Origin of the sequence: Ramlibacter montanisoli (assembly GCF_013087525.1) — a bacterium.
Classification (GTDB): domain Bacteria; phylum Pseudomonadota; class Gammaproteobacteria; order Burkholderiales; family Burkholderiaceae_C; genus Ramlibacter; species Ramlibacter montanisoli.
Window position 1 is genome coordinate 1,441,623 of record NZ_JABFCS010000001.1, and the last position, 26,134, is coordinate 1,467,756.

The 26,134-nt window shown below is 70.7% G+C and carries 21 protein-coding genes and 7 pseudogenes; 11 read left to right on the plus strand and 17 right to left on the minus strand.

What is annotated here, in order from left to right; translation table 11 throughout:
- Position 1: 1 nt before the first annotated feature.
- A complete protein-coding gene (locus HK415_RS07385; protein ID WP_171557784.1) occupies positions 2-736 on the minus strand; it encodes an ABC transporter ATP-binding protein in 735 nt (244 codons plus the stop codon).
- A 134-nt stretch (positions 737-870) separates the two neighbouring features.
- Here HK415_RS07385 and HK415_RS07390 point away from each other — a divergent pair, with 134 nt between their 5' ends.
- Positions 871-2,085 carry a PHA/PHB synthase family protein gene (locus tag HK415_RS07390; RefSeq protein WP_253261804.1) on the plus strand — a complete coding sequence of 405 codons (1,215 nt, stop codon included), beginning with the start codon at positions 871-873 and terminating at the stop codon, positions 2,083-2,085.
- Complete coding sequence (locus tag HK415_RS24700; protein ID WP_253261805.1) at positions 2,082-2,615, plus strand: polyhydroxyalkanoate synthase family protein; 534 nt, start codon at positions 2,082-2,084, stop codon at positions 2,613-2,615. The genes HK415_RS07390 and HK415_RS24700 overlap by 4 nt, the downstream gene beginning before the upstream one ends.
- Here the strand turns inward: HK415_RS24700 and HK415_RS07395 are convergent.
- Together HK415_RS07395 and HK415_RS07400 are read right to left on the minus strand one after the other, a co-directional pair.
- Positions 2,606-3,025 (minus strand): phasin family protein, encoded by a 420-nt coding sequence (locus HK415_RS07395; protein WP_171557787.1) that lies wholly within the window; start codon positions 3,023-3,025, stop codon positions 2,606-2,608. The two genes, HK415_RS24700 and HK415_RS07395, sit on opposite strands and share 10 nt — an antisense overlap.
- Positions 3,026-3,051: 26 nt before the next feature.
- A complete protein-coding gene (locus HK415_RS07400; protein ID WP_171557789.1) occupies positions 3,052-3,432 on the minus strand; it encodes a TraR/DksA family transcriptional regulator in 381 nt (126 codons plus the stop codon).
- Positions 3,433-3,537: 105 nt separating this feature from the next.
- On the opposite strand from HK415_RS07400, the pseudogene HK415_RS07405 reads away from it, so the two are divergent.
- Both HK415_RS07405 and HK415_RS24705 read left to right on the plus strand, forming a co-directional pair.
- Positions 3,538-5,589: pseudogene (locus HK415_RS07405) on the plus strand (acetate--CoA ligase family protein); the annotation flags it as partial.
- Positions 5,590-5,720: 131 nt separating this feature from the next.
- Positions 5,721-6,203 (plus strand): GNAT family N-acetyltransferase, encoded by a 483-nt coding sequence (locus HK415_RS24705; protein WP_309246616.1) that lies wholly within the window; start codon positions 5,721-5,723, stop codon positions 6,201-6,203.
- A gap of 16 nt (positions 6,204-6,219) precedes the next feature.
- Here the strand turns inward: HK415_RS24705 and gntR are convergent.
- Positions 6,220-7,241: pseudogene (gene gntR, locus HK415_RS07410) on the minus strand (HTH-type transcriptional regulator GntR).
- Positions 7,242-7,430: 189 nt separating this feature from the next.
- Between gntR and HK415_RS07415 the strand changes: the two are divergent.
- From HK415_RS07415 to HK415_RS07430, 4 genes and pseudogenes are all read left to right on the plus strand, one after another.
- Complete coding sequence (locus tag HK415_RS07415) at positions 7,431-7,913, plus strand: gluconokinase (protein WP_171563227.1); 483 nt, start codon at positions 7,431-7,433, stop codon at positions 7,911-7,913.
- Positions 7,910-8,410, plus strand: a complete 501-nt coding sequence (locus HK415_RS07420; RefSeq protein ID WP_171557791.1) for a TRAP transporter small permease subunit — start codon at positions 7,910-7,912, stop codon at positions 8,408-8,410. Before HK415_RS07415 ends, HK415_RS07420 begins: the two co-directional genes overlap by 4 nt.
- A gap of 46 nt (positions 8,411-8,456) precedes the next feature.
- Positions 8,457-9,706: pseudogene (locus HK415_RS07425) on the plus strand (TRAP transporter large permease).
- A gap of 38 nt (positions 9,707-9,744) precedes the next feature.
- On the plus strand, positions 9,745-10,767 hold the full coding sequence (locus HK415_RS07430; RefSeq protein ID WP_171557793.1) for a TRAP transporter substrate-binding protein: 1,023 nt from the start codon (positions 9,745-9,747) through the stop codon (positions 10,765-10,767).
- Positions 10,768-10,773: 6 nt separating this feature from the next.
- Here the strand turns inward: HK415_RS07430 and HK415_RS07435 are convergent, their stop codons facing one another.
- Positions 10,774-11,802, minus strand: coding sequence for an RNA methyltransferase (locus HK415_RS07435; protein WP_216369750.1), 1,029 nt, complete (start codon positions 11,800-11,802; stop codon positions 10,774-10,776).
- Between the two features lie 115 nt (positions 11,803-11,917).
- On the opposite strand from HK415_RS07435, the gene HK415_RS07440 reads away from it, so the two are divergent.
- Positions 11,918-12,283: a hypothetical protein gene (locus HK415_RS07440; protein ID WP_171557795.1), complete on the plus strand. Its 366-nt coding sequence runs from the start codon at positions 11,918-11,920 to the stop codon at positions 12,281-12,283.
- Between the two features lie 34 nt (positions 12,284-12,317).
- On the opposite strand, the gene HK415_RS07445 is transcribed toward HK415_RS07440, so the two are convergent.
- From HK415_RS07445 to mltG, 6 genes and pseudogenes are all read right to left on the minus strand, one after another.
- Positions 12,318-12,929, minus strand: a complete 612-nt coding sequence (locus HK415_RS07445; protein ID WP_309246817.1) for an ankyrin repeat domain-containing protein — start codon at positions 12,927-12,929, stop codon at positions 12,318-12,320.
- A gap of 43 nt (positions 12,930-12,972) precedes the next feature.
- Positions 12,973-13,780: pseudogene (locus HK415_RS07450) on the minus strand (TatD family hydrolase).
- A gap of 69 nt (positions 13,781-13,849) precedes the next feature.
- The gene (locus HK415_RS07455; protein WP_171557798.1) at positions 13,850-14,212 is read right to left on the minus strand and encodes a PilZ domain-containing protein; all 363 of its coding nucleotides are present in this window, start codon (positions 14,210-14,212) and stop codon (positions 13,850-13,852) included.
- Between the two features lie 2 nt (positions 14,213-14,214).
- Positions 14,215-15,203, minus strand: a pseudogene (locus HK415_RS07460) (DNA polymerase III delta subunit-related protein).
- Positions 15,200-15,840: pseudogene (gene tmk, locus HK415_RS07465) on the minus strand (dTMP kinase). Before tmk ends, HK415_RS07460 begins: the two co-directional pseudogenes overlap by 4 nt.
- Positions 15,837-16,830, minus strand: a pseudogene (mltG, locus tag HK415_RS07470) (endolytic transglycosylase MltG). Before mltG ends, tmk begins: the two co-directional pseudogenes overlap by 4 nt.
- A gap of 46 nt (positions 16,831-16,876) precedes the next feature.
- Between mltG and ygfZ the strand changes: the two are divergent.
- The gene (gene ygfZ, locus HK415_RS07475) at positions 16,877-17,782 is read left to right on the plus strand and encodes a CAF17-like 4Fe-4S cluster assembly/insertion protein YgfZ (protein WP_171557801.1); all 906 of its coding nucleotides are present in this window, start codon (positions 16,877-16,879) and stop codon (positions 17,780-17,782) included.
- Here ygfZ and HK415_RS07480 read toward each other — a convergent pair.
- The 3 genes from HK415_RS07480 to HK415_RS07490 are packed head-to-tail and all read right to left on the minus strand — an operon-like array spanning position 17,779 to position 21,601.
- Positions 17,779-19,821, minus strand: a complete 2,043-nt coding sequence (locus HK415_RS07480; RefSeq protein ID WP_171557803.1) for an O-antigen ligase family protein — start codon at positions 19,819-19,821, stop codon at positions 17,779-17,781. The two genes, ygfZ and HK415_RS07480, sit on opposite strands and share 4 nt — an antisense overlap.
- A gap of 5 nt (positions 19,822-19,826) precedes the next feature.
- On the minus strand, positions 19,827-20,696 hold the full coding sequence (locus tag HK415_RS07485; protein WP_171557806.1) for a YbgC/FadM family acyl-CoA thioesterase: 870 nt from the start codon (positions 20,694-20,696) through the stop codon (positions 19,827-19,829).
- Entirely contained in the window at positions 20,693-21,601 is a 909-nt protein-coding gene (locus HK415_RS07490; RefSeq protein ID WP_171557808.1) for an alpha/beta hydrolase, read from the minus strand. Before HK415_RS07490 ends, HK415_RS07485 begins: the two co-directional genes overlap by 4 nt.
- A gap of 106 nt (positions 21,602-21,707) precedes the next feature.
- On the opposite strand from HK415_RS07490, the gene gbd reads away from it, so the two are divergent.
- Positions 21,708-22,844, plus strand: coding sequence for a 4-hydroxybutyrate dehydrogenase (gene gbd / locus HK415_RS07495; RefSeq protein WP_171557811.1), 1,137 nt, complete (start codon positions 21,708-21,710; stop codon positions 22,842-22,844).
- A gap of 39 nt (positions 22,845-22,883) precedes the next feature.
- Here the strand turns inward: gbd and HK415_RS07500 are convergent, their stop codons facing one another.
- The 3 genes from HK415_RS07500 to HK415_RS07510 are packed head-to-tail and all read right to left on the minus strand — an operon-like array spanning position 22,884 to position 26,076.
- A complete protein-coding gene (locus tag HK415_RS07500; protein WP_171557813.1) occupies positions 22,884-23,972 on the minus strand; it encodes a phospholipase in 1,089 nt (362 codons plus the stop codon).
- Positions 23,973-24,007: 35 nt separating this feature from the next.
- On the minus strand, positions 24,008-25,138 hold the full coding sequence (locus HK415_RS07505) for a serine/threonine-protein kinase (protein WP_171557816.1): 1,131 nt from the start codon (positions 25,136-25,138) through the stop codon (positions 24,008-24,010).
- Positions 25,138-26,076, minus strand: coding sequence for a PEGA domain-containing protein (locus HK415_RS07510; protein ID WP_171557818.1), 939 nt, complete (start codon positions 26,074-26,076; stop codon positions 25,138-25,140). The genes HK415_RS07505 and HK415_RS07510 overlap by 1 nt, the downstream gene beginning before the upstream one ends.
- Positions 26,077-26,134 lie beyond the last annotated feature (58 nt).

Genomic DNA, 26,134 nt, shown 5'->3' on the forward strand with positions numbered 1-26,134 from the left:
CTCACCAGGAGAGCTCCGCCGGGCTGAGGCGGCGTTCCGGCACTTCCACGCTGGCGATGCGCCCGTCGGCCACCCGCACGACGCGGTCCGCCATGCCGGCGATCGCCGCGTTGTGCGTGATGACCAGCGCAGTGGTGCCCAGCTCGCGGTTGATCCGCGCGATGACCTCCAGCACCAGCTTGCCGGTGGCGTAGTCGAGGGCGCCGGTCGGCTCGTCGCACAGCAGCAGCTGCGGCCGCTTGGCGATGGCGCGTGCGATGGCCACGCGCTGCTGCTCGCCGCCGGAGAGCTGGGAGGGGAAATGGTTGCGGCGCGGCATGAGCGCCACCAGCTCCAGCGCCTCGTCCACCGGCATCGGGTGCGCCGAGATGTCGGTCACCAGCGCCACGTTCTCGGCCACGGTGAGGCTGGGGATCAGGTTGTAGAACTGGAACACGAAGCCGACGTGCTCGCGCCGGTATTCGGTCAGCACGTCGTCGGCCGCGCCGTGCAGGGCATGGTCCTCGAAGAAGATCTCGCCGGACGTTGGGGTGTCGAGGCCGCCGAGGATGTTCAGCAGCGTGGACTTGCCGCTGCCGGAGGCCCCGAGCAGCACCACGAACTCGCCGCGGGCCACTTCCAGGTCCACCGCGCGCAGCGCATGGACGGCGGAGTCGCCACTGCCGTAGACCTTGGCCAGCGATTTCGCGCGCAGGACCGGCGTACCCGCTTCCTTGCCCCTGGACTCGTCTGACATGTGCTCCCTTCCGGCGACGCGGACAATTTAGGCCCGTGCACCACGGACACGTTGATCTGTCTCAACTGGGCACCGATGCCGCACGCTTGACCTGACGCAAGCCACGGCCGGGGCAGTCGGCGGACGATTTCGCCATGACCCTCGACCGTCAACGCCCCGCCGCTCCCCATCCCGATCCGCTGGACCTGCCGCTGAAGGCCGCACTCGCGCGGATGGCCAGCGGCATCTCGCCCGCCGCCCTGGCCATGGCGCACTTCGACTGGCTCGCGCACCTGGCCGTTTCCCCGTCCAAGCAGGCCGAGCTCTCCGCGAGCGCGCTGCACAAGTGGCTGCAGTGGCTGCAGTTCGCAGCCCGGGCCGGGCAGGGCACGCAGTCCCTCGAACCGCCGGCGGACGACAAGCGCTTCGTGCGGCCTGAGTGGCAGGTGCCGCCCTTCAGCGTGCTGGCCCAGGCCTTCCTGCTCACCCAGCAATGGTGGCAGGAGGCCAGCACCGGCGTGCGCGGCGTGTCGCGGCACCACGAGGAGGTGGCCTCCTTCACCGTGCGCCAGCTGCTGGACATGCTCTCGCCCTCGAACTCGCCGCTGCTGAACCCGCAGGTGCTGCACGAGACCGCCACCTCCGCCGGCGTCAACCTGGTCAAGGGCTACGCGAACTGGTGGCGCGACGCGCTCGCCGTCGGCGCCGGCGGCAAGCCGCGCGGCGTGGAGGAGTTCCGGCCCGGCACCGGCGTCGCGCTCACGCCCGGAAAGGTGGTGTATCGCAATGCGCTGGTCGAACTCCTGATGTACGCGCCGGCCACGAAGACGGTGGCGAAGGAGCCGGTGCTGATCGTCCCCTCCTGGATCATGAAGTACTACATCCTCGACCTGACGCCCGAGGACTCGCTGGTGAAGTTCCTCGTGGACCGGGGGCACACGGTGTTCATGGTGTCCTGGCGCAACCCGGGCGCCGCCGACCGCCAGCTCTCGCTGGACGACTACCTGCAATGCGGCGTGCTCGATGCCGTCAAGGCGGTGCAGGGCCTGTGCCCCGGCGCGGGCATCCACGCCGCGGGCTACTGCCTGGGCGGCACGCTGCTGGCCATGGGCGCGGCGGTGCTGGGCGGGCGCAAGGACACGTCGCTGAAGACGGTCTCCGTCCTCGCGGGGCAGGTGGACTTCGAGGAGCCGGGCGAACTGGGCCTGTTCATGGACGAGAGCCAGGTCGCCTTCCTCGAGGACCTGATGGCCGAATCGGGCTACCTGGACGGGCGCCGCATGGCGGGCGCCTTCCAGTTGATCAACTCCAAGGACCTGGTCTGGTCCAAGCTGCTGCACGAGTACCTGATGGGGCGCACACGCCCATGACGCCGATGCGCGCCTGGAACGCCGACGCCACCCGCATGCCCGCGCGCATGCACAGCGAATACCTGCGGCGCCTCTACATGGACAACCAGCTCGCCCAGGACGCCTACCGCTTCGACGGCCAGCACGTCGCGCTGCGCGCCATCCACCCGCCGCTGTTCGTGGTGGCGACGGAGCGCGACCACGTGTCACCCTGGACCTCCGTCTACAAGATCCTGCGGCTGGTGCACACGCGCGCCCGCTTCGTGCTGGTCTCGGGCGGGCACAACGTGGGCATCGTCAGCCCGCCGTCCGGGCCCTCGGCGCACCCGCAGGCGGGCTACCGCTGGGCCGACCACGAGCCGCACGAGGCGCCCGCGGATCCGCTGGCGTGGCGCGAGCATGCCGCCCAGGTGCAGGGCTCCTGGTGGACCTGCTGGGAGGCGTGGCTGCGCGAGCACGGCACGACCGAGGTCCCGGCACGCGTGGTGCCGGACCTGCGCTTCGAGGGCAAGGTGGTGCCGGCCCCCGGCACCCACGTCTTTCAGGAGTGAAGGAAGCGCGCCGAGGTGGCGGCCATCAGGTCCTCGGTGTCGACCAGCTTCGAGGCGCTGGTCAGCAGCTCGGTGTTCATCTCGATGACGGCACTGGCCAGGTCCTGCCAGTACCTGGTCGCGGCCGTCACGTCCTCGCGCAGCAGTTCGCCCTGCACGAACGCGAGGTCGACGCCGCTTTCCGGCTTGCGCAGCTTCTGCGCCACGGCCGCGTGGCGCTCGGCGGCGGCGCGGGCCGCCTGTTCCTGGATGCGGCGCAGGGCCTCGAAGCCGCGGTAGACGGTGCAGGCGTTCTCGCTGGCCACCGCCATCTGCTGCCGGCTCCATTCGCCCATCCAGTCCGCCGGTGCGCGCGCCTCCGTGGTCTGCGCCTTCGCGGGCGCGTGGCTGCGGCTGGTCCTGGTGGCCATGGTGTTCTCCCTGTGATGTGGTTTCGTCAGCGGCGCGGCGTGCCCGGTCGCTCGTGGATGGTCTGGCAGGCGGTGCAGAAGGGCGTGGCAGGCAGCGCGCGCAGGCGGCGCTCGTCGATCGCTTCGCCGCAGTCCTCGCACAGGCCGTAGGTGCCGTCCTCGACGCGGCGCAGCGCCAGCACGATGCGCGAGAGTTCGTCCGTGGCGTGCGCATAGGCTGCCTCGTCGACCACTGCGCGCGTTTCCTCCGCGGCCACGTCCTTGAAGTCCAGCACCTCGGGCGGGTTGTCGCCCGCGATGTTCGCGCCGGCGGCCTCCTGCAGCATCGCGCGCAGTTCCGCCTGCCGCAGCCGCAGCTTCTCGGCGAGCTCGCGGGTGAGGGGATTCGATGCGGCGATCAGCGTCATGGGCGGCCCTGCAGTGAAAGGTTCGCTTCATTCTGGAGAGGCTCGCCGCGAGCGACCTTGATCCAGGACAAGTGATGCGCGGGGCCGCGGCCTAACCTGCCTGCCATGAGCGTGCGCCACCTCGACACCCTGTTCGCCCCGCGTTCCGTCGCCGTCATCGGCGTTTCCGCCAGGCCGGGCAACCTGGGCGCGATCGTGCTGCGCAACCTGCGTGCCGGCGGCTTCGCCGGCCCCGTGTGGGCCGTCAACAAGCACGCCACCGAAGTCGACGGCCTGCCCGTGCTGCCCGGCGTGGCCGCGCTGCCGTCCGCGCCGGACCTGGCGGTGATCTGCACGCCGGCGGCCACTGTCGCGCAACTGGTGGAAGAGCTCGGCCGCAGGGGCACGCGGGCGGTGATCGTGCTCACCGCCGGACTCAAGCAGGCGGCAGGCGACTCCGGCGAGAGCATCGAGCAGGCCATGCTGGCCGCGGCACGTCCCTACGTGCTGCGCATCCTCGGGCCCAACTGCATAGGCGCGCTGGTGCCCGGCATCGGCCTGAACGCCAGCTTCGCACCGGGCCATGCCGCGCCCGGGCAGCTGGCCTTCGTCACGCAGTCGGGCGCATTGGCCACCGCCATGCTCGACTGGGCCAATGCGCAGGGCATCGGCTTTTCGCACTTCATCTCGCTGGGCGACAGCGCGGACGTCGATTTCGGCGACGTGCTCGACTACCTGGGCAGCGACCGCGACACCCGCGCCATCCTCGTGTACGCCGAGTCGGTGAAGCACGCGCGCAAGTTCATGTCGGCCGCGCGCGCCGCGGCGCGCAACAAGCCGGTGATCGTGGTGAAGTCGGGCCGGGCGCCCGAAGGCGCGCGGGCCGCGGCCTCGCACACGGGCGCGCTCGCCGGCTCCGACGCCGTGTTCGACGCGGCCGTGCGGCGCGCCGGCATGGTACGGGTGGACACGCTGGAGGCGCTGTTCGACGCCGCGCAGACCCTGGCGCGGTTGCAGCGCTGGCGCGGCGAGCGCCTGGCCATCCTCACCAACGGCGGCGGCGCCGGCGTGCTGGCGGCCGATGCGCTCTCGCTCGGCCAGGGGCAGCTCGCCGCGCTCTCGCCCGAAACGGTGGCACGGCTCGACGCCGTGTTGCCGCCCAACTGGTCGCGCGGCAACCCCGTGGACATCATCGGCGACGCGCCGGTGGAACGCTACACCCAGGCGCTGGACATCCTGCTGCACGCGCCGGAGGTGGACGGCGTGCTGTTCATGCATGCGCCCACCGCGATCGTGTCGGCGGCGCAGATCGCCGCCGCCTGCGCGCCGCTGCTGCGCGAGGCCGCCACGCCGGTCCTGAGCTGCTGGCTCGGGGGCACCGTCGTCGAGCCCGCGCGCAGGCTGTTCGCCGAGGCCGGGCTGGCGAGCTACACGACACCGGAACACGCGGTGGCGGGCTGGCTGCAACTGGTGCAGTACCACCGCAACCAGGCGGCCCTGCTGCAGCTGCCGGACGCGCAGCCACCGCAGCTGCGGGTGGAGCGGGAAGAAGCGCGCCAGGTGCTGCGGCAGGCGCTGGCCTCCGGCCGCGAGTGGCTGGAGGAGCAGGAAGCCAAGCAGGTGCTGCAGGCCTACGGCATCCCCACGGTGCGCACCGAGCGCGTGCGCGACGCCGAGGAGGCGGCCGCCGCGGCCGAGGACATCGGCTTCCCGGTGGTGCTCAAGGTGCTGTCGCCCCAGATCGTGCACAAGAGCGACGTCGGCGGCGTTGCGCTGAACCTCGCCTCGGCCTCGGAAGTGCGGGCCGCCGCCGTGCACATGCGCCAGGAGGTGGCGCGCAAGAGCCCGCAGGCCCACGTCACCGGCTTCACGGTGCAGGCCATGGCGCAGCGCCCGCGCGCGCACGAGCTGATCGTGGGCATCGCGGACGACGCCGTGTTCGGCCCGGTGGTCCTGTTCGGGGCCGGCGGGACAGCCGTGGAGATCCGCAAGGACCGGGCGGTGGCCTTGCCGCCGCTCAATGACGCGCTGGTGCGCGACCTGATCGCGCGCACGCAGGTCGGCCCGCTCCTGGCCGGCTACCGCGGGCATGCCGGCGTGCACCAGGCGGCCCTGGCCGATGCGGTGCTGCGCGTGTCGCAGATGGCCTGCGACCTGGCGGAGCTGTCCGAGCTGGACATCAACCCCCTGCTGGCCGATGCCGACGGGGTGCTGGCGGTGGATGCGCGGATCCGCCTGCGCCGCCCCCAGCCGGGGAGGGCAACCGGCTGGCGCTGCGGCCCTATCCCTCCGAGCTGGAGGAAAGCTTCGTGCTGGAGGGGCAGGAACTGCAGGTACGGCCGATCCGGCCCGAGGACGGCGCGCGGCTCGCGGCCTTCTATGCGGAGGCGACGCCCGCCGACCTGCGGCTGCGCTTCTTCATGGCGCGCCGCGAGGTGCCCCGCTCCGAGCTGGCGCGCTACTGCCAGATCGACTACGAGCGTGAGATGACCTTCGTGGCCCTGGAGGGCGGCAAGATGGCCGGCGAGGTGCGCGCCGTGTGCGACCCCGACAACCGCGAAGCGGAGTTCGCGCTGCAGGTCGCCTCGGCCTGGCAGCACCGCGGCCTGGGCCGCCTGCTGCTGGACAAGCTCATCGCCTACCTGCGCGCGCGGGGCACCGTCGAAGTGGTGGGGACCTGCCTGCAGGAGAACGGCGTGATGGTCACGCTCGCGCGGGAAGCCGGGTTCAGCATCGGCAGCGCCGCCGACGGCACAGTGCGCCTGCGCCTGCGCCTGGCGACGCCGGACTGAAGGATCGCGGCCGTGCTCAGGTGCTCGCGCGCGGCACCAGCGCGAATCCCAGATCGATGCAGGGCGAAGGCACCGGCTCGCCGCGGATCAGAGCCAGCAGCATCTGCGCCGCCGCCGTGCCGATCTCGCCGCGGGGCGTGCGCACCGTGGTCAGCGGCGGCAGCATCTGGTCGCTGCCGGTCAGGTCGTTGAAGCCCGCCACCGCCACCCGCTGCGGCACCGGGATGCCCAGGCGCAAGGCCGCCAGCAGCGCACCCTGCGCCAGGTCGTCGTTGCAGAAGAAGACGGCGTCCACCGGCGGCGACTGGCCCATGATCTGCTCGAACATCACCCCGCCCAGCGCAATGGAAGAGGGCGCCGGGTTCAGCCACTCCAGGGTCGGCGCGTACAGGCCCGCCTCGCGCATCGCGTTGCGCCAGCCTTCCAGGCGCTGCAGCGTGCGCGGATCCAGCTGCGCCGCGGCGAAGGCGATGCGCTTGCGTCCGCGTTCCAGCAGGTGCCGCGTCATCGCCGCACTGGCCTCGGTCTGCGACAGGCCGACACAATAGACACCGGGCTCGCTGGAAGTCTCCATCACGTGCACGCAGGGCACGCCGCTGGCCGCGATCAGCGCGCGGCTGCTCTCCGTGCGGTCGAAGCCGGTCACGAGGATGCCGGCGGGACGGTGCAGCAGCTGGCTGCGCAGCAGCTGTTCCTCCTCCGCGGGGTCGTAGTGCGTGACGCCGATGAGGGTCTGGTAGCCGGCGCGCGCCAGCGTCCCCTGCGCCGCTTCCATCAGGTCGACGAACAAGGCGTTCGACAGCGCCGGCACCAGCAGCGCCACCTGCGTCCCCTGCCGGGAGGCGAGGGCGCGGGCGGCAGGGTCCGGCACGTAGCCCAGTCGCGTGGCCGCCGACTGCACCCGTGCGACCAGCTCCGGGTCCACGGCGCGCTCACCCGCAGCGCGCGCGAGGCCGTGATCGGGCTGACCTGGGCAGCCTGGGCCACGTCGGCGAGCGTGACGCGGCCGGTGGCACGGGAGCGGACGGGTTTGTGCATCGGATCAGGGAAAACCCGCATCGAAATGGTGCGGACGCCATTTAGGATAGCGCTATCCAACGGCGTTTGGCAAGGGCCGGACCCTCCGGATCGCAAACATGCGACGGTGAGTCCCGGACGATCCCGGCCAGCGCCTTTTTCTTCGATTGTTTTGGACAGCGCTATCCAGTGGGTTTCCGGATCGTGATCATGGGCGTGGCAGGCTGCGGCAAGTCCACCGTCGGGGCGGCCATCGCCGCGGGGGAAGGCTTGCCGCTGATCGAGGGCGACGACTTCCACAGCACCGAGAGCCGCGACAAGATGGCGCGCGGCACGGCGCTGACCGATACCGACCGCGCGCAGTGGCTCGTCACGTTGGGCCGGCAGCTCGCCGGCCATCCGCAGGGCGTGGTGCTCACCTGTTCCGCACTCAAGCGCGCCTACCGCGACCAGCTGCGCCAGGCTGCGCCGGGCCTGCGATTCGTGTTCCTGGATATCGCCCCCGAGGCCGCGCAGCAGCGCGTGGCCGCCCGCGGCTCCCATTTCTTCTCCGCGAGCCTGGTGGCCAGCCAGTTCGCGACGCTCGAATCGCCCGCTGGCGAAGACGGCGTGCTCGAGGTCGACGCCCTCCAGCCGATCGACAGCCTGCAGCGCCGCGTCCACGCGTGGCTCACCGAAGGGGATGCGGCATGAACCTGCCGATCGCGCATGGCCGCTTCCAGCGGCTGACCCACGTGCTGATGGCCGCCTGCCTGGCGGTGATGGCGGTGGCCGTGTTCATCAACGTGGTGCTGCGCTACGGCTTCGGCAGCGGCATCGCCGCCAGCGAGGAGCTGTCGCGGCTGCTGTTCGTGTGGATGGTGTTCATCGGCGCGGCGGCAGCCTATCCGGCCGGCGAGCACATGGCCTTCACTTCGCTGGTGGGCATGCTGCAGAAGCGGCCGGCGGCTTTCGCGGCGATGACCGCGCTGATCCGCGTACTCGTCATCCTCGCCTGCGTCCTGGTGGCCTGGGGCGCCTGGCAGCAGGTGGTCGTGGGCATGGACAGCCGCTCCGTCGTGCTGCGCTATCCCTCGGCCCTGCTGCCGCTGCCCGCCTTGCTGGCCGCCGTGGCGATCGGCGTCATGGCGCTGGTGGAACTGGTGAAGCGCGAGCCGCTGGACCTGGGCCACACGGCGGAAGTGGAGTGAGGCCGTGAGTCCCGAAGCCCAGGCCTTCTTCGTCTTTTCCGCCGGCATGCTGGTGCTCATGGGCATCGGCATGAACATGGCGCTGGCCCTCGTGCTGACCGGCGCCGCGATGGCCTGGGTGCTGGGTTTCTGGGACACCCAGCTGCTGGCGCAGAACCTGGTGGCCGGCATCGACAGCTTCCCGCTGCTGGCCGTGCCCTTCTTCATCCTGGCCGGCGAGCTGATGAACTCGGGCGGCATCAGCAAGCGCATCATCGACATGGCGCAGGCCTGGGTCGGCCACATCCGCGGCGGCCTGGGCTTCGTCGCGATCGGCGCGGCGGTGCTGATGGCCAGCATGAGCGGTTCGGCGCTGGCCGACACCGCGGCCCTGGCCACCATCCTGCTGCCGATGATGAAGCGGCAGGGCTATCCGATGGCGACCTCCGCCGGCCTGCTGGCCTCGGGCGGCATCATCGCCCCATCATCCCGCCGTCGATGCCCTTCGTGATCTACGGCGTCACCACCAACACCTCGATCTCGGCGCTGTTCCTCTCCGGCATCGTGCCCGGGCTGATCATGGGCGTGGGCCTGGTGATCGCGTGGAAGCTGGTGCTGCGCAGGATCGAGCTGCCCGCCGGCGAGCCGCAGCCGATGAAGGAACGCCTGCGCGCCACCGGCAAGGCCTTCTGGGCGCTGCTGATGCCGCTGATCATCATCGGCGGCATGAAGACCGGCGTGTTCACGCCCACCGAAGCCGCCGTGGTGGCCGCCTTCTACGCGCTGGTGGTGGCCCTGTTCATCCACCGCGAGATGCGCATCGCCGAGATCGGCCCGGTTCTGGTGCGCGCCGCCAAGACCACCGCCATCGTGATGTTCCTGTGCGCCGGCGCGCAGGTGGCCAGCTACATGATCACGCTGGCCGACCTGCCGGCCACGCTCACCGGCTGGCTGGGCCCGCTGGTGGAGAACCCGCGCCTGCTGATGGCCGTGATGATGGTCGTGCTGGTGCTGATAGGCACAGCCCTGGACCTCACGCCCACCATCCTGATCTTCGCACCGGTGATGCTGCCGATCGCGGTCAAGGCCGGCATCGACCCCGTCTACTTCGGCCTCATGTTCGTGCTGAACGGCGCCATCGGCCTGATCACGCCGCCGGTGGGCACCGTGCTGAACGTCGTCGCCGGGGTGGGGCGCCTGTCGCTGCACCAGGTGATCAGGGGCGTGAATCCCTTCCTCATCACCTACATCCTGATCCTCGCCCTGTTCGTCGTCTTCCCGCAGATCGTCATCGCGCCGGTGGCGTGGATGCGCTGAGCTTTTTTCCTCCCACTGTTCCTTCGAAAGAGACACACGTGAACTTCCTCCGTCGCTTCATCCTCGCGGCCGCCGCCGGCGCCGCGCTGCTCGCCTCCACCGCGAGCCTCGCCGCCGACATCAAGCCGCGCCTGATCCGCTTCGGCTACGGCCTCAACGAGCAGAGCAACCAGGGCCGCGCCGCCAAGTTCTTCGCCGAGCAGGTGGAGAAGGCCTCCGGCGGCAAGATGAAGGTGCGCGCCATCGGCGCCGCCGCCCTCGGCCCGGACGTGCAGATGCAGCAGGCGCTGATCGGCGGCGCGCAGGAAATGATGGTGGGCTCCACCGCGACCCTGGTGGGCATCACCAAGGAAATGGCCCTGTGGGATACGCCCTTCCTGTTCAACAACGCCAAGGAAGCCGACACCGTGCTGGACGGCGCCATCGGCACCAAGGTGATGGACAAGCTGCAGGACAAGGGCCTGGTCGGCCTGGCCTATTGGGAAAACGGCTTCCGCAACCTGACCAACAGCAAGCGCCCGGTCACCAAGATGGAAGACCTGGACGGCATCAAGCTGCGCGTGATGCAGAACAACGTCTACCTGGACTCCTTCAAGACCCTGGGCGCCAACGCGATCCCGCTGCCCTTCTCGGAGCTGTTCAGCGCGCTGGAGACCAAGACGGTGGACGGCCAGGAGAACCCGTACAACACCATCCTGTCCTCCAAGTTCTACGAGGTGCAGAAGTACCTGAGCGTCACCAACCACGTGTACAGCCCGTGGATCGTGCTGGTGTCCAAGAAGTGGTGGGACGGCCTGTCCAAGGACGAACAGAAGATCCTGTCCGACGCCGCCAAGTCCAGCCGCGACTTCGAGCGCAAGGACACGCGGGAAGAGGGCGCCAAGGCGCTGGCCGACCTGAAGGCCAAGGGCATGCAGATCAACGAGCTGCCCGCCTCCGAATCGGCCCGCATGCGCGACAAGCTGACCAAGGTGAACGGCGAGATCGCCGCCAACGTCGGCATGGACCTGTGGAAGGAAACGCAGGCCGAGCTGGCGAAGATCCGCGGCGCGAAGAAGTAAGCGGCCTCAGGCGGCTGCGATGCGGATGCTGCGCGCGCGCAGCTGCCCGCAGCCGCCTTCCACGTCCTGCCCGGCGGACTGGCGCAGCTTGGTCAGGATGCCGCGGCGGTGCAGGGTGCGCGCGATTTCCGCGGCGCGCTCCCAGGAGGGACGGCGAAAGTCGATCCCGTCCACCTTGTTGAACGGGATCATGTTCAGCACCCCGTACTTGCCGGACAGCAGGCGCACGATGCCTTCGATCTCGTCGGCGCCGTCGTTCACGCCTTCCAGCAGCGTCCACTGGTACTGGATCGGGTAGCCGGTCGTGCGGGCGTAGTGCTCGCCGGCGTCCACCAGTTCCTCCGGTGTCAGGCGCGGCGCCTTGGGCAGCAGCTGTTCGCGCAGTTCCGGCTTGGTCGTGTGCAGGGAAAGCGCCAGTGCCGGCTTCACGGTCCCTTGCGGCAGCCGCTCGAACACGCGCGGGTCGCCCACCGTCGAAAACACCAGGTTCTTGTGGCCGATGTTGCCGGCGGTGCCGAGCAGCTCGATCGCCTCCAGCACGTTGTCCAGGTTGTGGGCGGGCTCGCCCATGCCCATGAAGACGACCTTCCTGACGGTCCGCCGGGCCCGGGCCAGGGCCACCTGGGCAACCATCTCGGCGCTTCCCAGCTGGCGGATGAGGCCCTCGCGGCCCGTCATGCAGAAGACGCAGCGCACCGCGCAGCCGACCTGGGACGAGATGCACAGGCCGTCGCGCGGCAGCAGCACGCTTTCGACGGTCTGGCCGTCGCCCAGTTCGACCAGCAGGCGTTCGGATCCGTCCTCGCCCGCATGGGCGGAGCGCAGCCGGGCCAGTCCCTGCAGTTCGGCCTCGATTCCGGGCAAGGCGGCGCGCAGGCTGGCCGGCAGGAAATCCTCGGGCCGTCGCTTGCCGGCATCCTGAGGCAGGGCGTTGGACCACAAGCGCAGGACCCGGCGTTCATGGGTGGGTCCCGCTCCGGCAGCCCGGAGCCTCTGCCGGACATCCTCCACCGTCACACCCAAGGTATTTGACATAATACGCATCGTATCAGTGTGATGGGAAGTTACCGTGAGCCCCCGGCAGGACCAAACCCCTGTAAAACCCTTGGCGCCGAGGCATCACGCCGGCGGCCAAGACAAGGGAGATTCCATGCATTTGATCACGCGACTCGCCACCGTCGCAGCTTTCGCGGTCCTCGCGGGCTGCGCTTCCCAGTCCACCGTCCCCGCGGGACCGCCCGGCAAGCACCTCGTTTACCGCGACAACAACGGCCAGGTGATCCGCCAGTTCAGCTATCCGGACGATGCCTTCTGCCGCCGCGTCGAGGCGATGGCGGGCCGCAGCGCCCGCTGCCAGGCCGAATCGGCCACCGGCATGCAGGCGCGCGCCACGCTGCGCTACAACCCGCCGGGCGTGCTGGTCGAGGGCCACTACGCCGACATGGCGCGCTGCCGCGCCGACACCAGCTCGATGTCGCCCGGCGTGCAGCTGGTCAATCCCTGCACCGCGCCCTGAGCTGAGCACTTGAAGTTCCGAAGGCAAGTGGTTGTCACCACTTGCCTTTCGGCGACATCTTCCGGATCGCGGCGGTGATCAGCGCGACCGCGTCGTGCCGGTTCGCGCGCCTCGCGAAATCCACCGCGGACAGGCCCAGCTCGTTGCGCAGGGTCGGATCCGCCCCGGCTTCCAGCAGCAGTTTCACCGCCTGCGGGCTGCCGTACTCGGCGGCCATCATCAGCGGCGTCGTCTTGTTGGGCGACTCGGCGTCGATGAAGGCGTGCTCCTCCAGCAGGATCTCCATGATCTCCAGGTGGCCGCCCGTGGCCGCGTAATGAAGCGGCGCCCAGCCCGGCTTGCTCACGTCCGCATCGCGGGCGATCAGCTTGCGCACCATCTCCTTGTGGCCCTTCAGGGCGGCGATCATCAGCGGGCTTTCGTCCTTGGCGCTGCGCCATTCCACCTTGGTCTGGGGCCAGGCGACCAGCACCTCGGCGGCCTGCAGCGAGCCGTCCTGCAGCGCGATGAACAGGCCGTGGCGGCCGGACGGGTCGATCGTGTTCGCATCGAAACCGCGCTTGAGCAGCTCGAGATGGTCCTGGGATCGTCCCGCTTCAGCGCCGCGAACCAGTCTTCGTAGGACCCGGCATGGGCCGAAGAAAATGCAATGGTCAGAACGAGATAAAGGAGGAACTTCAGGTGATTTCTCATGATTTCACGCCGCTGAACAGCGTCTCGAAATTGCGGCTGGTGAGCTCCGCCACCGCTTCCGTGGTCATGCCGCGCAGCTCTCGCGACCTGCTTCGCCACGAAGGGCACGTACGAGGGGTTGTTCACCTTGCCGCGGTAAGGCACCGGCGCCAGGTAGGGACTGTCGGTCTCGATCAGCAGGCGGTCCTGCGGCACGAAGCGGGCCACCTCGCGCAGGTCAGCGGCGCTCTTGAAGGTGAGGATGCCGGAAAAGGAGATGTAGAAGCCCAGGTCCAGGGCGGCCCGGGCGACCTGCGCCGTCTCGGTGAAGCAGTGGAAGACGCCGCCTGCGGACCCGGGGGAGCCGTCCTCGCCCTCCTCCTTCAGGATCGCGATGGTGTCGTCCGAGGACGCCCGCGTGTGGATGATCAGCGGCTTGCGGCATGCGTGCGCCGCCCGGATGTGGGTGCGGAAGCGATCCCGCTGCCACTCGAGGTCGGCGATGCTGCGGCCGCCCTTGCGCTCGTCCATCTGGTAGTAGTCCAGGCCGGTTTCGCCGATCGCCACGACCTTGGGCCGGGCCGCCAGTTCCAGCAGCTTGTCCACCGTGGGTTCGGCGATGCCCTCGTTGTCCGGATGCACGCCGGCCGAGGCCCAGAAGTTGTCGTAGCGCATGGCCAGCGCATGGACTTCCTCGAACTCCTCCAGCGTGGTGCAGATGCACAGGGCGCGGTCCACGCCGGCCTGCGCCATCGCCTCGCGGATCTGGGGCAGCTGGGAGGCGAGCTCGGGAAATGTGAGGTGGCAGTGGGAATCGACGAACATGGCGCGAAGGCATGCGCGCCGCGCGGCCGGTGGCCCGCGGCGCCAAGGACAAACAGGGATTCTAGGGACTCAGATGGTCTGCGTCGGGCGCTCGGAAGCCAGGTGGCCGCCAAGGATTTCCTCGATCTTGACCTTGAGCAGCTTGGACTTGTCGTCCGAGGGGAAACGCACGCCCACGCCCTGGGTGCGGTTGGCGGCGGCCCGCGGCGGCGTCACCCAGGCCACCTTGCCGGCCACCGGGTAGCGCTGCGGGTCGTCCGGCAGCGACAGCAGCACGTACACGTCGTCGCCCAGCTTGTAGTCGCGCGTGGTCGGGATGAACACGCCGCCGTCCGAGAACAGCGGGATGTAGGCGGCATACAGCGCGGCCTTTTCCTTGATGGCCAGCTGGATGACGCTCGGGCGCGGGGTGTTGGGGGACGCGGTGCTCATGCTCAGGGTTTCGAGTGTAGGGCGGTCCGCGCCCGGGCCACAAGGTCTTCCATCATCAGGCCGGCGTTGAACGGGTGTTCTACCGTCCGGGCCGTGTCGGCCAGGCTGCGCCACCACCCCGTCAGGGAGGGGACGGAACCCGCCGATGGCAAGTCGGCGGGCTCGAAAAAGCGCGGCGCGGCCCCGGATTGCACCGCCAGCAGGTCGTGGCAGAGCTTTTGCAGGCCCTCGACCAGCTGCGCCGGGCTCCAGTCGGCCAGCAGCACCGTGTCGCCCCGAACCAACGCCTTGGGCCACTGGGACCAGGTTTTCGCGTCCAGGCCGACGCGGTGCAGGCGCAAGGCGTCCTCGGGCCGGCCCCCGCCGCCTTGAGCAGGCCGGCCGCGGCGGGCGCCGGAACGCCCTCTTCCTGCAGCCAGGACGCGGCTTGGTCCGCCGCCGGCCAGTCCAGCGCATGGCCCAGGCAGCGGCTGCGGATGGTGGGCAGCAGCTGGTGCGCGGCCTCGGTGGCCAGCACGAAGCGCACGTCCCCCGGCGGCTCCTCCAGCGTCTTGAGCAGCGCGTTGGCGGTGACCTGGTTCATGCGCTCGGCGGGATGGACCAGCACCACCTTGCCGCGGCCGCGGCCGCTGGTGCGCTGGGCGAATTCGAGGGCGTCGCGCATGGCGTCCACCCGGATCTCGCGGCTCGGCTTGCGCTTCTTGTCGTCGATGTCGGCCTGCGCCTTTTCGGACAGCGGCCATTCGAGCTCCATCATGACCGTCTCGGGCATCAGCACGGCCAGGTCGGTATGGGAGCGCACCGCCACCTGGTGGCAGCTGTCGCATGCGCCGCAGGCGCCGTCGGGCGAGGGTCGGTCGCACAACCAGGCCTGGGCCAGCGACAGGGCCAACTTGTACTGTCCAAGTCCGGACGGGCCGTGCAGCAGCCAGGCGTGTCCGCGCTGGGCCAGCAGCTGGCGCAGCTGCGCGGCGATCCAGGGGGCGGTCATCGCAGGAAGCCCTTCGCGCGCACGCCGGCCTCGACCGCGCGCCAGACCGCCTCGCGGCTCTGGTCGGCGTCCACGCGCAGGAAGCGACTTGGATCGGCCGTGGCCCGCGCCGCGTAGCCCGAGGCCACCCGGGCGAAGAAGTCCTGCGGCTGCGACTCGAACTTGTCCGGCACCCGGGCACCGGCCAGCCGCTGCGCCGCCACCACCGGATCGAGGTCGAACCAGACCGTCAGGTCCGGCTGGCGGATGCGGCCGGCGCCGAGCGCGTCGACCGACTGCACCCAGCGCTCCAGCGTCGCCAGCACCTGCAGGTCGAAGCCGCGGCCGGCCCCTGGTAGGCGAAGGTGGCGTCGGTGAAGCGGTCGCACAGCACCGCGTCGCCCCGGGCCAGCGCCGGCTCGATCACCTGCTGCAGGTGGTCGCGGCGGGCGGCGAACATCAGCAGCGCCTCGGTGAGCGGGTCCATGGGGTCGTTCAGGGCCAGCGCGCGCAGCTTCTCGGCCAGAGGCGTGCCACCCGGCTCGCGCGTGAGCACCACGGTGCGCCCCTGGGTGCGCAGCGCCGCCGCCAGCGCGTTGATGTGCGTGGACTTGCCGGCACCGTCGATGCCTTCGAAGCTGACGAAGAGTCCGCTCATTGGCCCCGCTGGTACTTGTTGACGGCGCGGTTGTGCTCGTCCAGCGAGGCGCTGAAATGGCTGCTGCCGTCGCCCTTGGCGACGAAGTACAGGAAGTTGCCGGGCGCCGGCTGCACGGCGGCCAGCAGCGAGGCCTTGCCGGGCATGGCGATCGGCGTGGGCGGCAGGCCGGAGCGCATGTAGGTGTTGAAGGGCGTGTCGGTCTGCAGGTCCACCTTGCGCAGGTTGCCGTCGAAGCGCTCGCCGATGCCGTAGATGACCGTGGGATCCGTCTGCAGCGGCATGCCGATGCGCAGGCGGTTGTTGAACACCGTGGCGATCAGCGTGCGCTCGGCGGCCTTGCCGGTTTCCTTTTCGACGATGCTGGCCAGGACCAGCGCATCGTCCGGCGTCTTCAGGACGGACTGCGGCGACTTCTGCGACCAGGCCTGCGCCAGGCGCTTGTCCATGGCGCGCATCGCCCGCTGCAGCACCTTCACGTCGCTGGTGCCCTTGCCGTAGGTGTAGGTGTCGGGAAAGAAGCGCCCTTCCGGTGCCACGCCTTCGCGACCCAGCAGCTTCATCAGGTCCGCATCGGTCAGGTTGGCCGTGTCGGGCTTCAGCGCCTCGGCCTTCGCCAGCGCAGCGCACCTGGCGCCAGTTCCAGCCTTCCACCAGGGTCACCGCCCGCAGCGAGACGTCACCGCGCGCCAGCTTGTCCAGCAGGCGCTCCGGCGTGATGCCGCGTTCCAGCTCGTAGCTGCCGGCCTTGATCCGGTGGCCCTGGCCCGAGATGCGGAACCAGGCATAGAGCAGGCGCGGGTCGACGTCGACGCCGGCGTCCCGCACCGCCACGGCCACCGCGCGCGGCAAGGTCCCCGGTTCGATCGAGAGATCGACGGTGGCCGCGGGCAGGCGCAGCGGCTGCTGCACCCACCACCAGGCGGCCGCGCCGGTGGCCAGCGCCGCCAGCAGGGCCAGCATGAAGAGGGTGGTGAAAAGTCTGCGCACGTCCCTGCTTCGTCTGTGGAATGTGGCGGCCATGATAATTCAGCCCATGTCGCATCCCTTCCACGGTGTCGCTCCGCTACCTCACCTGGGCGTCATCCGCGCCCAGGGCGAGGAGGCGGCCAAGTTCCTGCACGGCCAGCTGACCCAGGATTTCGCCCTCCTGGGCCCTCACGAGGCCCGGCTGGCGGCCTTCTGCAACGCCAAGGGGCGGATGCTGGCCAGCTTCGTCGCCTTCCAGCGCAGCCCCGACGAGATCCTGCTCGTGTGCAGCCGGGACCTGCTGCCCGGCGCGCTCAAGCGCCTGTCCATGTTCGTGCTGCGCAGCAAGGCCAAGCTCAGCGACGCGAGCGCAGATGTCGCGCTGTACGGCCTGGCCGGCGACGCGGTGCCCTCTCCCGCGTCCGCGCCCTGGACGCTGGGACAGCACTCAGGCGGCCACGTCGTGCACCTGTATCCCGCCGACGGCAGTCCGCGCGCGCTGTGGGCCGGTCCTGCGGGGACGGTTCCGGAGGGCGCCGCCATGGATCCTGCCCTGTGGCAGTGGGGCGAGGTGCGCAGCGGCATCGCCACGCTCACGACGCCGGTGGTGGAAGCCTTCGTGCCGCAGATGCTGAACTACGAGTCGGTGGGCGGCGTGAACTTCAAGAAGGGCTGCTATCCGGGCCAGGAAGTCGTGGCGCGCAGCCAGTTCCGCGGCACGCTCAAGCGCCGCGCCTTCGTCGCACACGCCGATGCGGAGCTCGCGACCGGGCAGGAGGTGTTCCAGGCGGCGGATCCGGAGCAGCCGGCCGGCGTCGTGGCCGAGGCCGCGCGCGCCCCGGGTGGCGGCTGGGACGCGATCGTCTCGCTGCAGCTCACGGCCGCCGAAGCGGGGGACCTGCATGCGGGCACTGCGGGAGGCCCCGCATTGAAGCTGCTGCCGCTGCCTTACCCGCTGCTGGCCGACATCTAGCGTGCCTGGCGCCGTTCCTCGTCGAGGGTCCCGAGCTGCACCAGCCCGCGCGCGTGCGTCTCGGGCCAGCGCCGCATGCGCTCGCGCAAGAGCTGTTCCGCCAGCGGGTAGTCGCGGGCGCGCCAGGCGAGGATGAAATAGGTGTTCACCAGTTCCTGGTCGGCGATGCCCTCGGCCATCGCTTCGCGCGCGCGCTGCATCGCCGCCGCTTCGTCGCCCTGGCGGGCCAGCAGCAGCACTTCCAGCGCGCGCACCGATGCACCGCGCGGCTGCAGGGCCCGCGCCCGCGCCAGGTAGGCCAGCGACTGTTCCCGGTTGCCCATCGCGTCGTGGCCGCGGGCGGCATTGCCCAGGATCGCCACGACATGCGGCCGTGACTGCAGCACGCTCTCCCAGATCCAGGTGGCACGGGCCCAGTCGCCCCAGCGCGCCAGTTCGTCGGCGACCATGGGCGTGATCTTCCGGTAATGGGGGTTGATCGCGATGCCCTCGCGCACGAGCTGCAGCATCGCCTCCTTCGCTTCGGAAAAGCGCGGATCGTCCGGCCTGCCCGAGGCCGTGATCTCCAGCGCCATCTGCACCGCGCCCACCAGCTTGTACTCCGCCTCGGCGGCCCGCTGGGTGATGAAGGCCGCCAGCGCGAGGCAGGCCGCGCTCGCCGCCAGCGCCGCCTGGCCCACGCGCGGCGACCAGGGCAGCGGCCGCGCGAGGCGATGCCATCCGAGCCGTGCATCCGATGCGGCCAGGCCGCCCAGGCAGGCGGCGAACAGCGCGCCGGTGGCGGCCAGCCGCCAGGGGAAGCCGATGTTGCTGACCACCATGAGCGCCAGCAGGCTGCACAGGAACACGGCGCGCCACGGCCGCTCCGCGTCGGCTTCGGTGCCCTGTTCGCTCCAGGTTCGCCACGCGGCCAGCAACAGGTAGGCGGCGAGCAGCAGCAGGAACAACCAGCCGATCACCCCGTACTCGGCGACGAGCTGCAGGAACTCGTTGTGCACGTAATAGTCGGTTTCCAGCTGGGCGCCCTCCTCCTGGTAGCGCGGGATTTCGCTCTCCCAGGCACCTGCTCCCATGCCGGCGAGCGGACGGTCGGCGATGGCACGCAACGTGGCGCGCCACATCACCATGCGGATGCCGAGGGAGTGGTCGGCAGGGCCGATCGCCCTGGCGCGCTGCAGGCCGCGGGCGAGCGCGCTCGCGCCGTGGCCTTCTTCCACGATCCTGGGGTTGCCGCTGGGAATCGCACCGAGAGCGAGGACCGTGCCGGCCAGCACCGCGACCGCCATCGCCCGGACCCGGCGACTCCATCCTGGCAACGCGAGCTCACGCCGGCAGCGCCACGCGACCCCCGGCAGCACCAGCAACAGCACTCCCACCGCCAGCAGCGCGCCGCGCGTGCCGGTCATGAGGATGGCGACCAGCACGAACCCCACGCTCGCCGCCAGAACCGCGATGACCGCCGGCCGCCGGGCGCGCAACAGCAGCAGCCCGCCGAAGGGCAGCGTGCACGCCGCGAACTCGGCGAAGAAGTTGCGGTTGACGAAGGTCGATGCCGGCGCCGGCCCCTGCGGGAACAGCCCGAAATCGGTCCAGAACTGCAGCGCCGCCCACAGCGACGCGATCACCGCGCCCAGGTGCACGCAGCCCGCGAGCAGCGGCAGGCCTTGCCTGTGGAAGGTGTTCAGCGCCAGCCACGCGATTACGTAGAAGACGAACCAGCGCACGGCCTCCACGCCCGCCAGGTAGGTATGCGACCAGGCCATGCTGCCCTGGGCGTAGGCCATCAACAGCATGGGCAGCCACAGCACGTGGTGCCAGCGCGGCGGCTCCTGGCGCCGGCGTTGGGCCAGCAGGAACACGAAGGTCGCCGCCAGGGTGAACAGCGAGACGATCGCGGACTTGAGCGTGTCCTGCAGCATCAGCTCGCCCGGCACGCCCAGCGCGGGTGCCAGCAGGAGCATCAGCGGCAGCAGCCAGGGCGCCGCCGCGTCGTCCCCGGCCTGGTGCGGCGCCGCCGCGGGAGGACGCCGGGCCGCCACCGGCGTCAGCGCCGCAAGGGCAGCGCGCTGGTCATGGCGATGTGCGGGATGCCGGCTTCCTCGAAGGGCTCGCCCTGCGGCACGAAGCCCAGCCGCGCGTAGAAATCGCTGGCCGTGCGCTGCGCGTGCAGTTCGATCGCGCGGTCGCCGCGTTCCTGCGCCCGCGCCGCCAGTGCGCGCAGGACCTGCTCGCCAAAGCCGCAGCCGCGCAGCACCTGGTGCACGGCCATGCGGCCGATCTTGGCGGTGCCGCCGCTGCCCGCAAGCAATCGGCCGGTCGCCACCGGGCGCCCCATCCGGTTGTAGCCGACGGCGTGGACCGCGGTCTCGTCCGCCTCGTCCCATTCCAGTTCGGCCGGGATCCGCTGTTCCTGCACGAACACTTCGGTGCGGATGCGGCGCGCGTCGGCACCGAGTTCGGCCCAGCTGCCGGTCTTGACACGCAGCATGGCCTCGCCCGCTTCGAAGCCGGTGAGCATCTCGCGCAGCAGCGCCGGCACCGGCCGCGACGTCTGCGTGGCCGGATCGGCGAACACGTAGACCAGTTCGCAGGTGATCAGCAGTTCCTCGCCGCGGAAGATGGCGCCCAGGAACTGCATCGACGAATTGCCGATGCGCGCGCACTTCAGGCCGATGTCCAGCCGGTCGTCCATGCGCGCCGAGGCGTTGAACTCCACCGTCGCCTTCTTCACGTAGAGGTCGCCCTCCAGCTGGTGCATGCCCTCCTCGTAAGGCATCGCCAGCGCCCGCCAGTAGTCCGCCACCGCCGTGTCGAAGTACATGAGGTAGTGGGCGTTGAAGACGATCTTCTGCATGTCCACCTCCGCCCAGCGGACGCGCAGCCTGTGGAAGAAACGGAAGTCTTCTCTTTTCATTGCCATGCCTGTGCGAGGGCCGCCGCCGCGTCCGCGTGCGCCTGCCTGGCTTGCGGGAGCGCACGGCCCATCTTGATGAATTCGTGGGTGACGCCGCGGTAGATCTCCAGCTGCACCGCGACGCCGGCTGCGCGCAGTTTATCCGCGTACTGCACGCCGTCGTCCACCAGCGGGTCGCATTCGGCCAGCCCGAACCAGGCGGGCGCCACGCCCTCGACCTCGGGCGTGTTCAGCGGCGCGAAGCGCCAGTCCTCGCGGTCGGCGTCGTTGATGTACTGCCCGAAGAAGTACTCGATGTGCGCCTGCTCCAGCACCAGGCCCTGGTGATAGCGGCGGTGCGAGGCCGAGGTCTGCCAGGCCGCACAGCCCGGGTAGAACAGCAGCTGCAGCGCGAGGGGCAGGCCCGCGTCGCGCGCGAGGGTGGCGCAGACGGTGGCCAGGGTGCCACCGGCACTGTCGCCGCCCACGGCAAGGCGCGAGGTGTCGAGGCCCAGCGCCCCGCCCTGCCGCGCGACCCACTGCAGGGCGGCCCACGCGTCGTCGGCGGCAGTCGGGAATCGGTGCTCCGGGGCCAGCCGGTAGCCCACGGAAACGACCGCGCAACCGGCGCGCTGGGCGAGCGTGCGGCACAGCGTGTCGTGCGAGTCGATACTGCCGATGGTGAAGCCGCCGCCGTGGAAGTAGACCAGCACCGGCAGGCGTTCCGCCGAGGGCGCGACCAGCCTTGCCGGGACCTCGACGCCGGGCGCGACCGGGATGCGCAGGTCCTGCACCCGGGCCAGGTGCGGCCGCGGAACCTCCAGCACACCGGCACCGGCCTCGTAGGCGGCGCGCGCCCGCTGGGGCGACAGCTCGTACAGCGGGACGTGCCCGGAGCGCGCCACGCGCTCGAGCACGGAACGCATGGCCGGGGCCAGTTCGGGAAACTGCGGAAGAAATGTCACGCCTGGGGCAGCGCCGGTGGTGCGGCTGGCTTACAGTGAAGCTCCCCATCGTAAGCGACGCGACGCCATGGCCTTCATCTACTACGTCACCCAGATCCAGTTCGACTTCGGCGCCATCCAGCTGCTCAAGCAGGAATGCCAGCGCGTCGGCATCAGCAAACCCCTGATCGTCACCGACCAGGGCGTCAAGGCGGCCGGCGTGCTGCAGAAGGCGCTAACCGCCCTCGAAGGCGTGCCCTACGCCGTGTACGACCAGACGCCCTCCAACCCCACCGAAGCGGCGGTGCGCGCGGCCACCGAGATCTACAAGGCGCAACGCTGCGACGGCCTGGTCGCCGTCGGCGGCGGCTCGGCGATCGACTGCGCCAAGGGCGTGGCCATCGCCGCCACCCACGAGGGCCCGCTGACGCACTACGCCACCATCGAAGGCGGCTCGCCGCGCATCACCGACAAGGTCGCGCCCCTGATCGCGGTGCCCACCACCAGCGGCACCGGCAGCGAGGTCGCGCGCGGCGCGATCATCATCGTGGACGACCACCGCAAGCTGGGCTTCCACTCCTGGCACCTGGTGCCCAAGACGGCGATCTGCGACCCCGAACTCACCATGGGCCTGCCGCCCAAGCTGACCGCGGCCACCGGCATGGACGCCATCGCGCACTGCATGGAGACCTTCATGGCCGCGGCCTTCAATCCGCCGGCCGACGGCATCGCGCTCGACGGCCTGGAGCGCGGCTGGGGCGCCATCGAACGCGCCACGCGCGACGGCAGCGACCGCGAGGCGCGACTGAACCTGATGGCGGCGTCCATGCAGGGCGCGATGGCCTTCCAGAAAGGCCTGGGCTGCGTGCACTCGCTGAGCCATAGCCTGGGTGGCGTCGATCCGAGGCTGCACCACGGCACGCTCAACGCGATGTTCCTGCCCGCCGTCGTGCGCTTCAACGCGCAAGCTCCGTCGGTGCAGAAGGACCGGCGGCTGGAGCGCATGGCGCACGCGATGGGCCTGAAGTCCGGCAGCGAGATCCCGGACGCGATCCGCGACATGAATGCGCGGCTCGGGCTGGCATCGGGCCTGGCCGCATTGGGCGTGCAGCGCAGCCAGTTCGACGACATCATCAAGGGCGCGCTGGCGGACCACTGCCACAAGACGAATCCGCGGGAGGCGAGCCGGGAGGATTACGTGCGGATGCTGGAGGAGTCGATGTAGGCGCCGGGTGTCGCGGCTCGCCTGCGGGCTCACCGCGACCTACAAGGGCTCGATCCGTCCCGGGTCGGGACGATCCAGCCACGCCGAGAATTCCGCCGCGAGTTCGTCTCCCGCCCTCGCCGCAACCGTCCAGTCGCGCATCCTTCCTGCCAGGTCTCCCGCATAGCGCGTGAAATCGGAGCGGTCCGGCAGCTTGCCATTGGGCAGCTTGCGCACCCACTCGCGGTCCGGCGCGAGGACCACCATGCGATCGAGGAAGGACGTGGCGCGGTGCCGCCACTTCAGGCCCTTGTCGAGCCAGCCGGGCACCACCGCCTGCTGGAAGTGCGGGTACAGCACCAGGCCCGGGCCCGGGCCGCAGTCGTACTTCAGGTGCAGGTGGTAGTCGGTGATGCCGCCGTCCCAGTAGGCCCCGCGCGGCGCGCCGGGGATGTCGTGCACCGCCTGCAGCAGGAAGGGAATCGAGCAGCTCGCCTGCAGCGCCGGCTGGAAGTTCTCCTCGGTCAGCGGCACCTGGCGCGTGGGGAAGTCGTCGGTCCCGAAGGGCAGCGGACAAGGCTGGCCCTGGTCCGCTGCCGAAAACACCACGCGCTCCAGCCAGGCGCCCATGGCCTTGCGGTGCAGCGTGTTGCTGACGAAGGCGCCGAAGTAGCCCAGCGGCGTGCCGATGCGGTGCTCGCGCCCCAGCAGGTGCCGCCCGCGCGCCGTGACGATGTGCAGGCGAAAGCGCGGATGCGCCAGCACCTCGCCGATGCGGCCGCCGTAGAAGGCCTGCAGCCCTTCTCCGAATCGCCGCGAGACATCGGCGGCGGTCCGGGCCTTCTGGCCCGGTGGCAGGTCGAAGTCCTGCGCGATGTAGTCGCGCTCCATGCGCTCGAAGGCCTGCACGGGCTCGTGCAGGCAGCCCGTGGCCATGCGCCAGCCGCCGATCGAGGCGCCGACGAGGTGGATGGTGTGGTCCGTGCGCGGCAGCCAGTCGCCGAACAGGAAGCGGTCGAGGCGGCCGAGGATCAGTCCCTTGGGGCCGCCCGCGGCGGCGGGAACGACGCCCACGTCGGCGGCCTGCAATCCGTGCCGGGCGATGTGTTCGCGCGCCAGGGGACCGGCGTAGATGCGCAAGGCGGGCATGCGCGAATTCTAGGAGGCGCGCAGCGCCCGGCCTGTCACCCGAGCGCGATCACCAGCGCGCCGGCCGCGGCCACCGCGTACGCGAGCGCCCAGCCGGCCCAGGCCTTCTTGCGCGCGGGCTGCGGCGCGACAGGCGTCACCTCGGCCCCGTTCTCCATCAGCCGCCGCAGGCCGGAACTGGAATCGAAGTCCGCCGAGGGCAGCAGGCCCTCCAGCGGCGGTGCGTCCGGCAGCTCGACGTCCTCCCGGTCCATCGCCGTCGCCGCGTAGGGATCCGTGGGCGCAGCCGAGGGTTCGGGCGGCGGCGCGGCCGGGGCCGCGCGCGGGCGGTGGATCGCATTGCGGCACTGCGCGAGATCGCGCGCCATTTCCGAGGCGTCCTGGTAGCGCGCCTGCGGGTTCTTCTGCATCGCCCGCGCGATGATCTCGTCCAGCGCCGCCGGCACGCCGGCGCGGAACTGCGTGGGCGGCGGCGGCGTGCCGTGCAGGATGGCGTTGAGCAGGTGCCCCAGGTTCTTGCCGCTGAAGGCCGGGATGCCCGCCACCATCTCGTACAGCATGGAGCCGAGCGAGAAGATGTCGCTGCGGTGGTCGATGGTGTGGCCGCCGACCTGTTCCGGCGACATGTACTTCGGCGAGCCCATCATGGTGCCGCTCTGCGTGCGCACGTCGGACTTCTGCATGCGCGCGATGCCGAAATCCATGATCTTCGCGTGGCCGTCGGCCAGCAGCATGATGTTGCCCGGCTTGATGTCGCGGTGCACGACCCCGCGCGCATGGGCCGCGCCGAGCGCCGCCGCCACCTGCGCGCCGATGTCCACCGCCTCGTGCAGCGCCAGCATGCCCTGCGCCATGCGGTCGCGCAGTTCCACGCCCTCGAGCAGCTCCATGGCGATGTAGAGCCAGTCGCCCTCGCGCCCGAGGTCGTGGATGGTGATGATGCCCGGGTGGTTCAGGCCGCCGGCCGCCTTGGCCTCCTGCAGGAAGCGCGCTTCCATGTGGCGCCGCTCGCCGGCGGCGTCGGGCAGCAGCAGCGTCTTGATCGCCACCTGGCGCTGCAGCGACTCGTCCTCCGCGAGGTAGACCACGCCCTGGGCGCCGCGCCCGAGCTCGCTCAGGACCTTGTAGCGCCCGAGGTGGGTGAAGGGTGGGGGAAGCGCGGCCATCACTGTCCCAGCAACCTGCCGATGCCTTCGCGCACGCGGTCCACGAAGCCGGGCTGCTCCTGCGGCACTTCCTTGGGCCGGGCCCGGCGCGGCGCCGTCGGGGCCGCGAACACGTGCCGCAGCTGCATCTCCTCGCCGGGCTGCAGCTGCACCTCCAGCCGCAGCGGCTGGAAGCGGCCGCTGCGCACCTCGATGCTGTGCGGCCCGGGCGGCAACTGCAGGTCCAGCACCGGCGGCGTCGTGCCCATGCTCTGGCCGTCCACGAAGATTTCGCCCGAGGGCTTGATGTCCAGGTGGATGGTGCCGGGGCGGCGCGCCGCTTCGTAGTACTCGCGCGTGGTGCGCACGGCCAGGCCGGCGCCGAGCAGCAGCACCAGGCCGCTGGCGGCCAGCACCGTGCGCCGCACCGAGCGGTCGCGCGCCGCTTCGGCGTCGAACAGGAAGATGGAGTGCTTGCGCAGGTGGTCGTCGACGATCTCGCCGGCCGGCCGCAGGTCCGCCGCATCGCGCGGTGCGCTGGCCGCCAGGGCCTCGCGGAAGGACTGCGAGGTGATGATGGAGCGCGCGTCCGAACAGCCCGCCAGCGCCGCCGCCATCTCCAGCCCTTCGCCACGCAGCCGCGGCGTGTCCCCGTCGTTCACGATCTCGACGCGGCCGTGGTGAAGCCCGATGCCCAGCGAGGCGCCGGCCGCCTCGCGCGCCGCGATGCTGGCGGCATCGAGGGCGACGGACGGGGGCACGTCGCCGACGAACGCGAGGCCGTCGGGTGACTCCAGCACCACACGGCGGCCCGGGTCCCAGGCCAGCACCGCCTTCTTCGCGGCGGCGAGGAGCTGCGCGCGGCGGCCATCCCGCTGCGCCGGGTCGGCGCCGACGCCCCGCATGCGCAGGGAAAGCACGCTCGCCGCCACGGCTTCCTGGCCGGTGGTCTCCGTCATGCGCTACAACGATTCGCCTGCATCCGACCTATTTTGCGCGACCCGCAGGGGCTGCCTA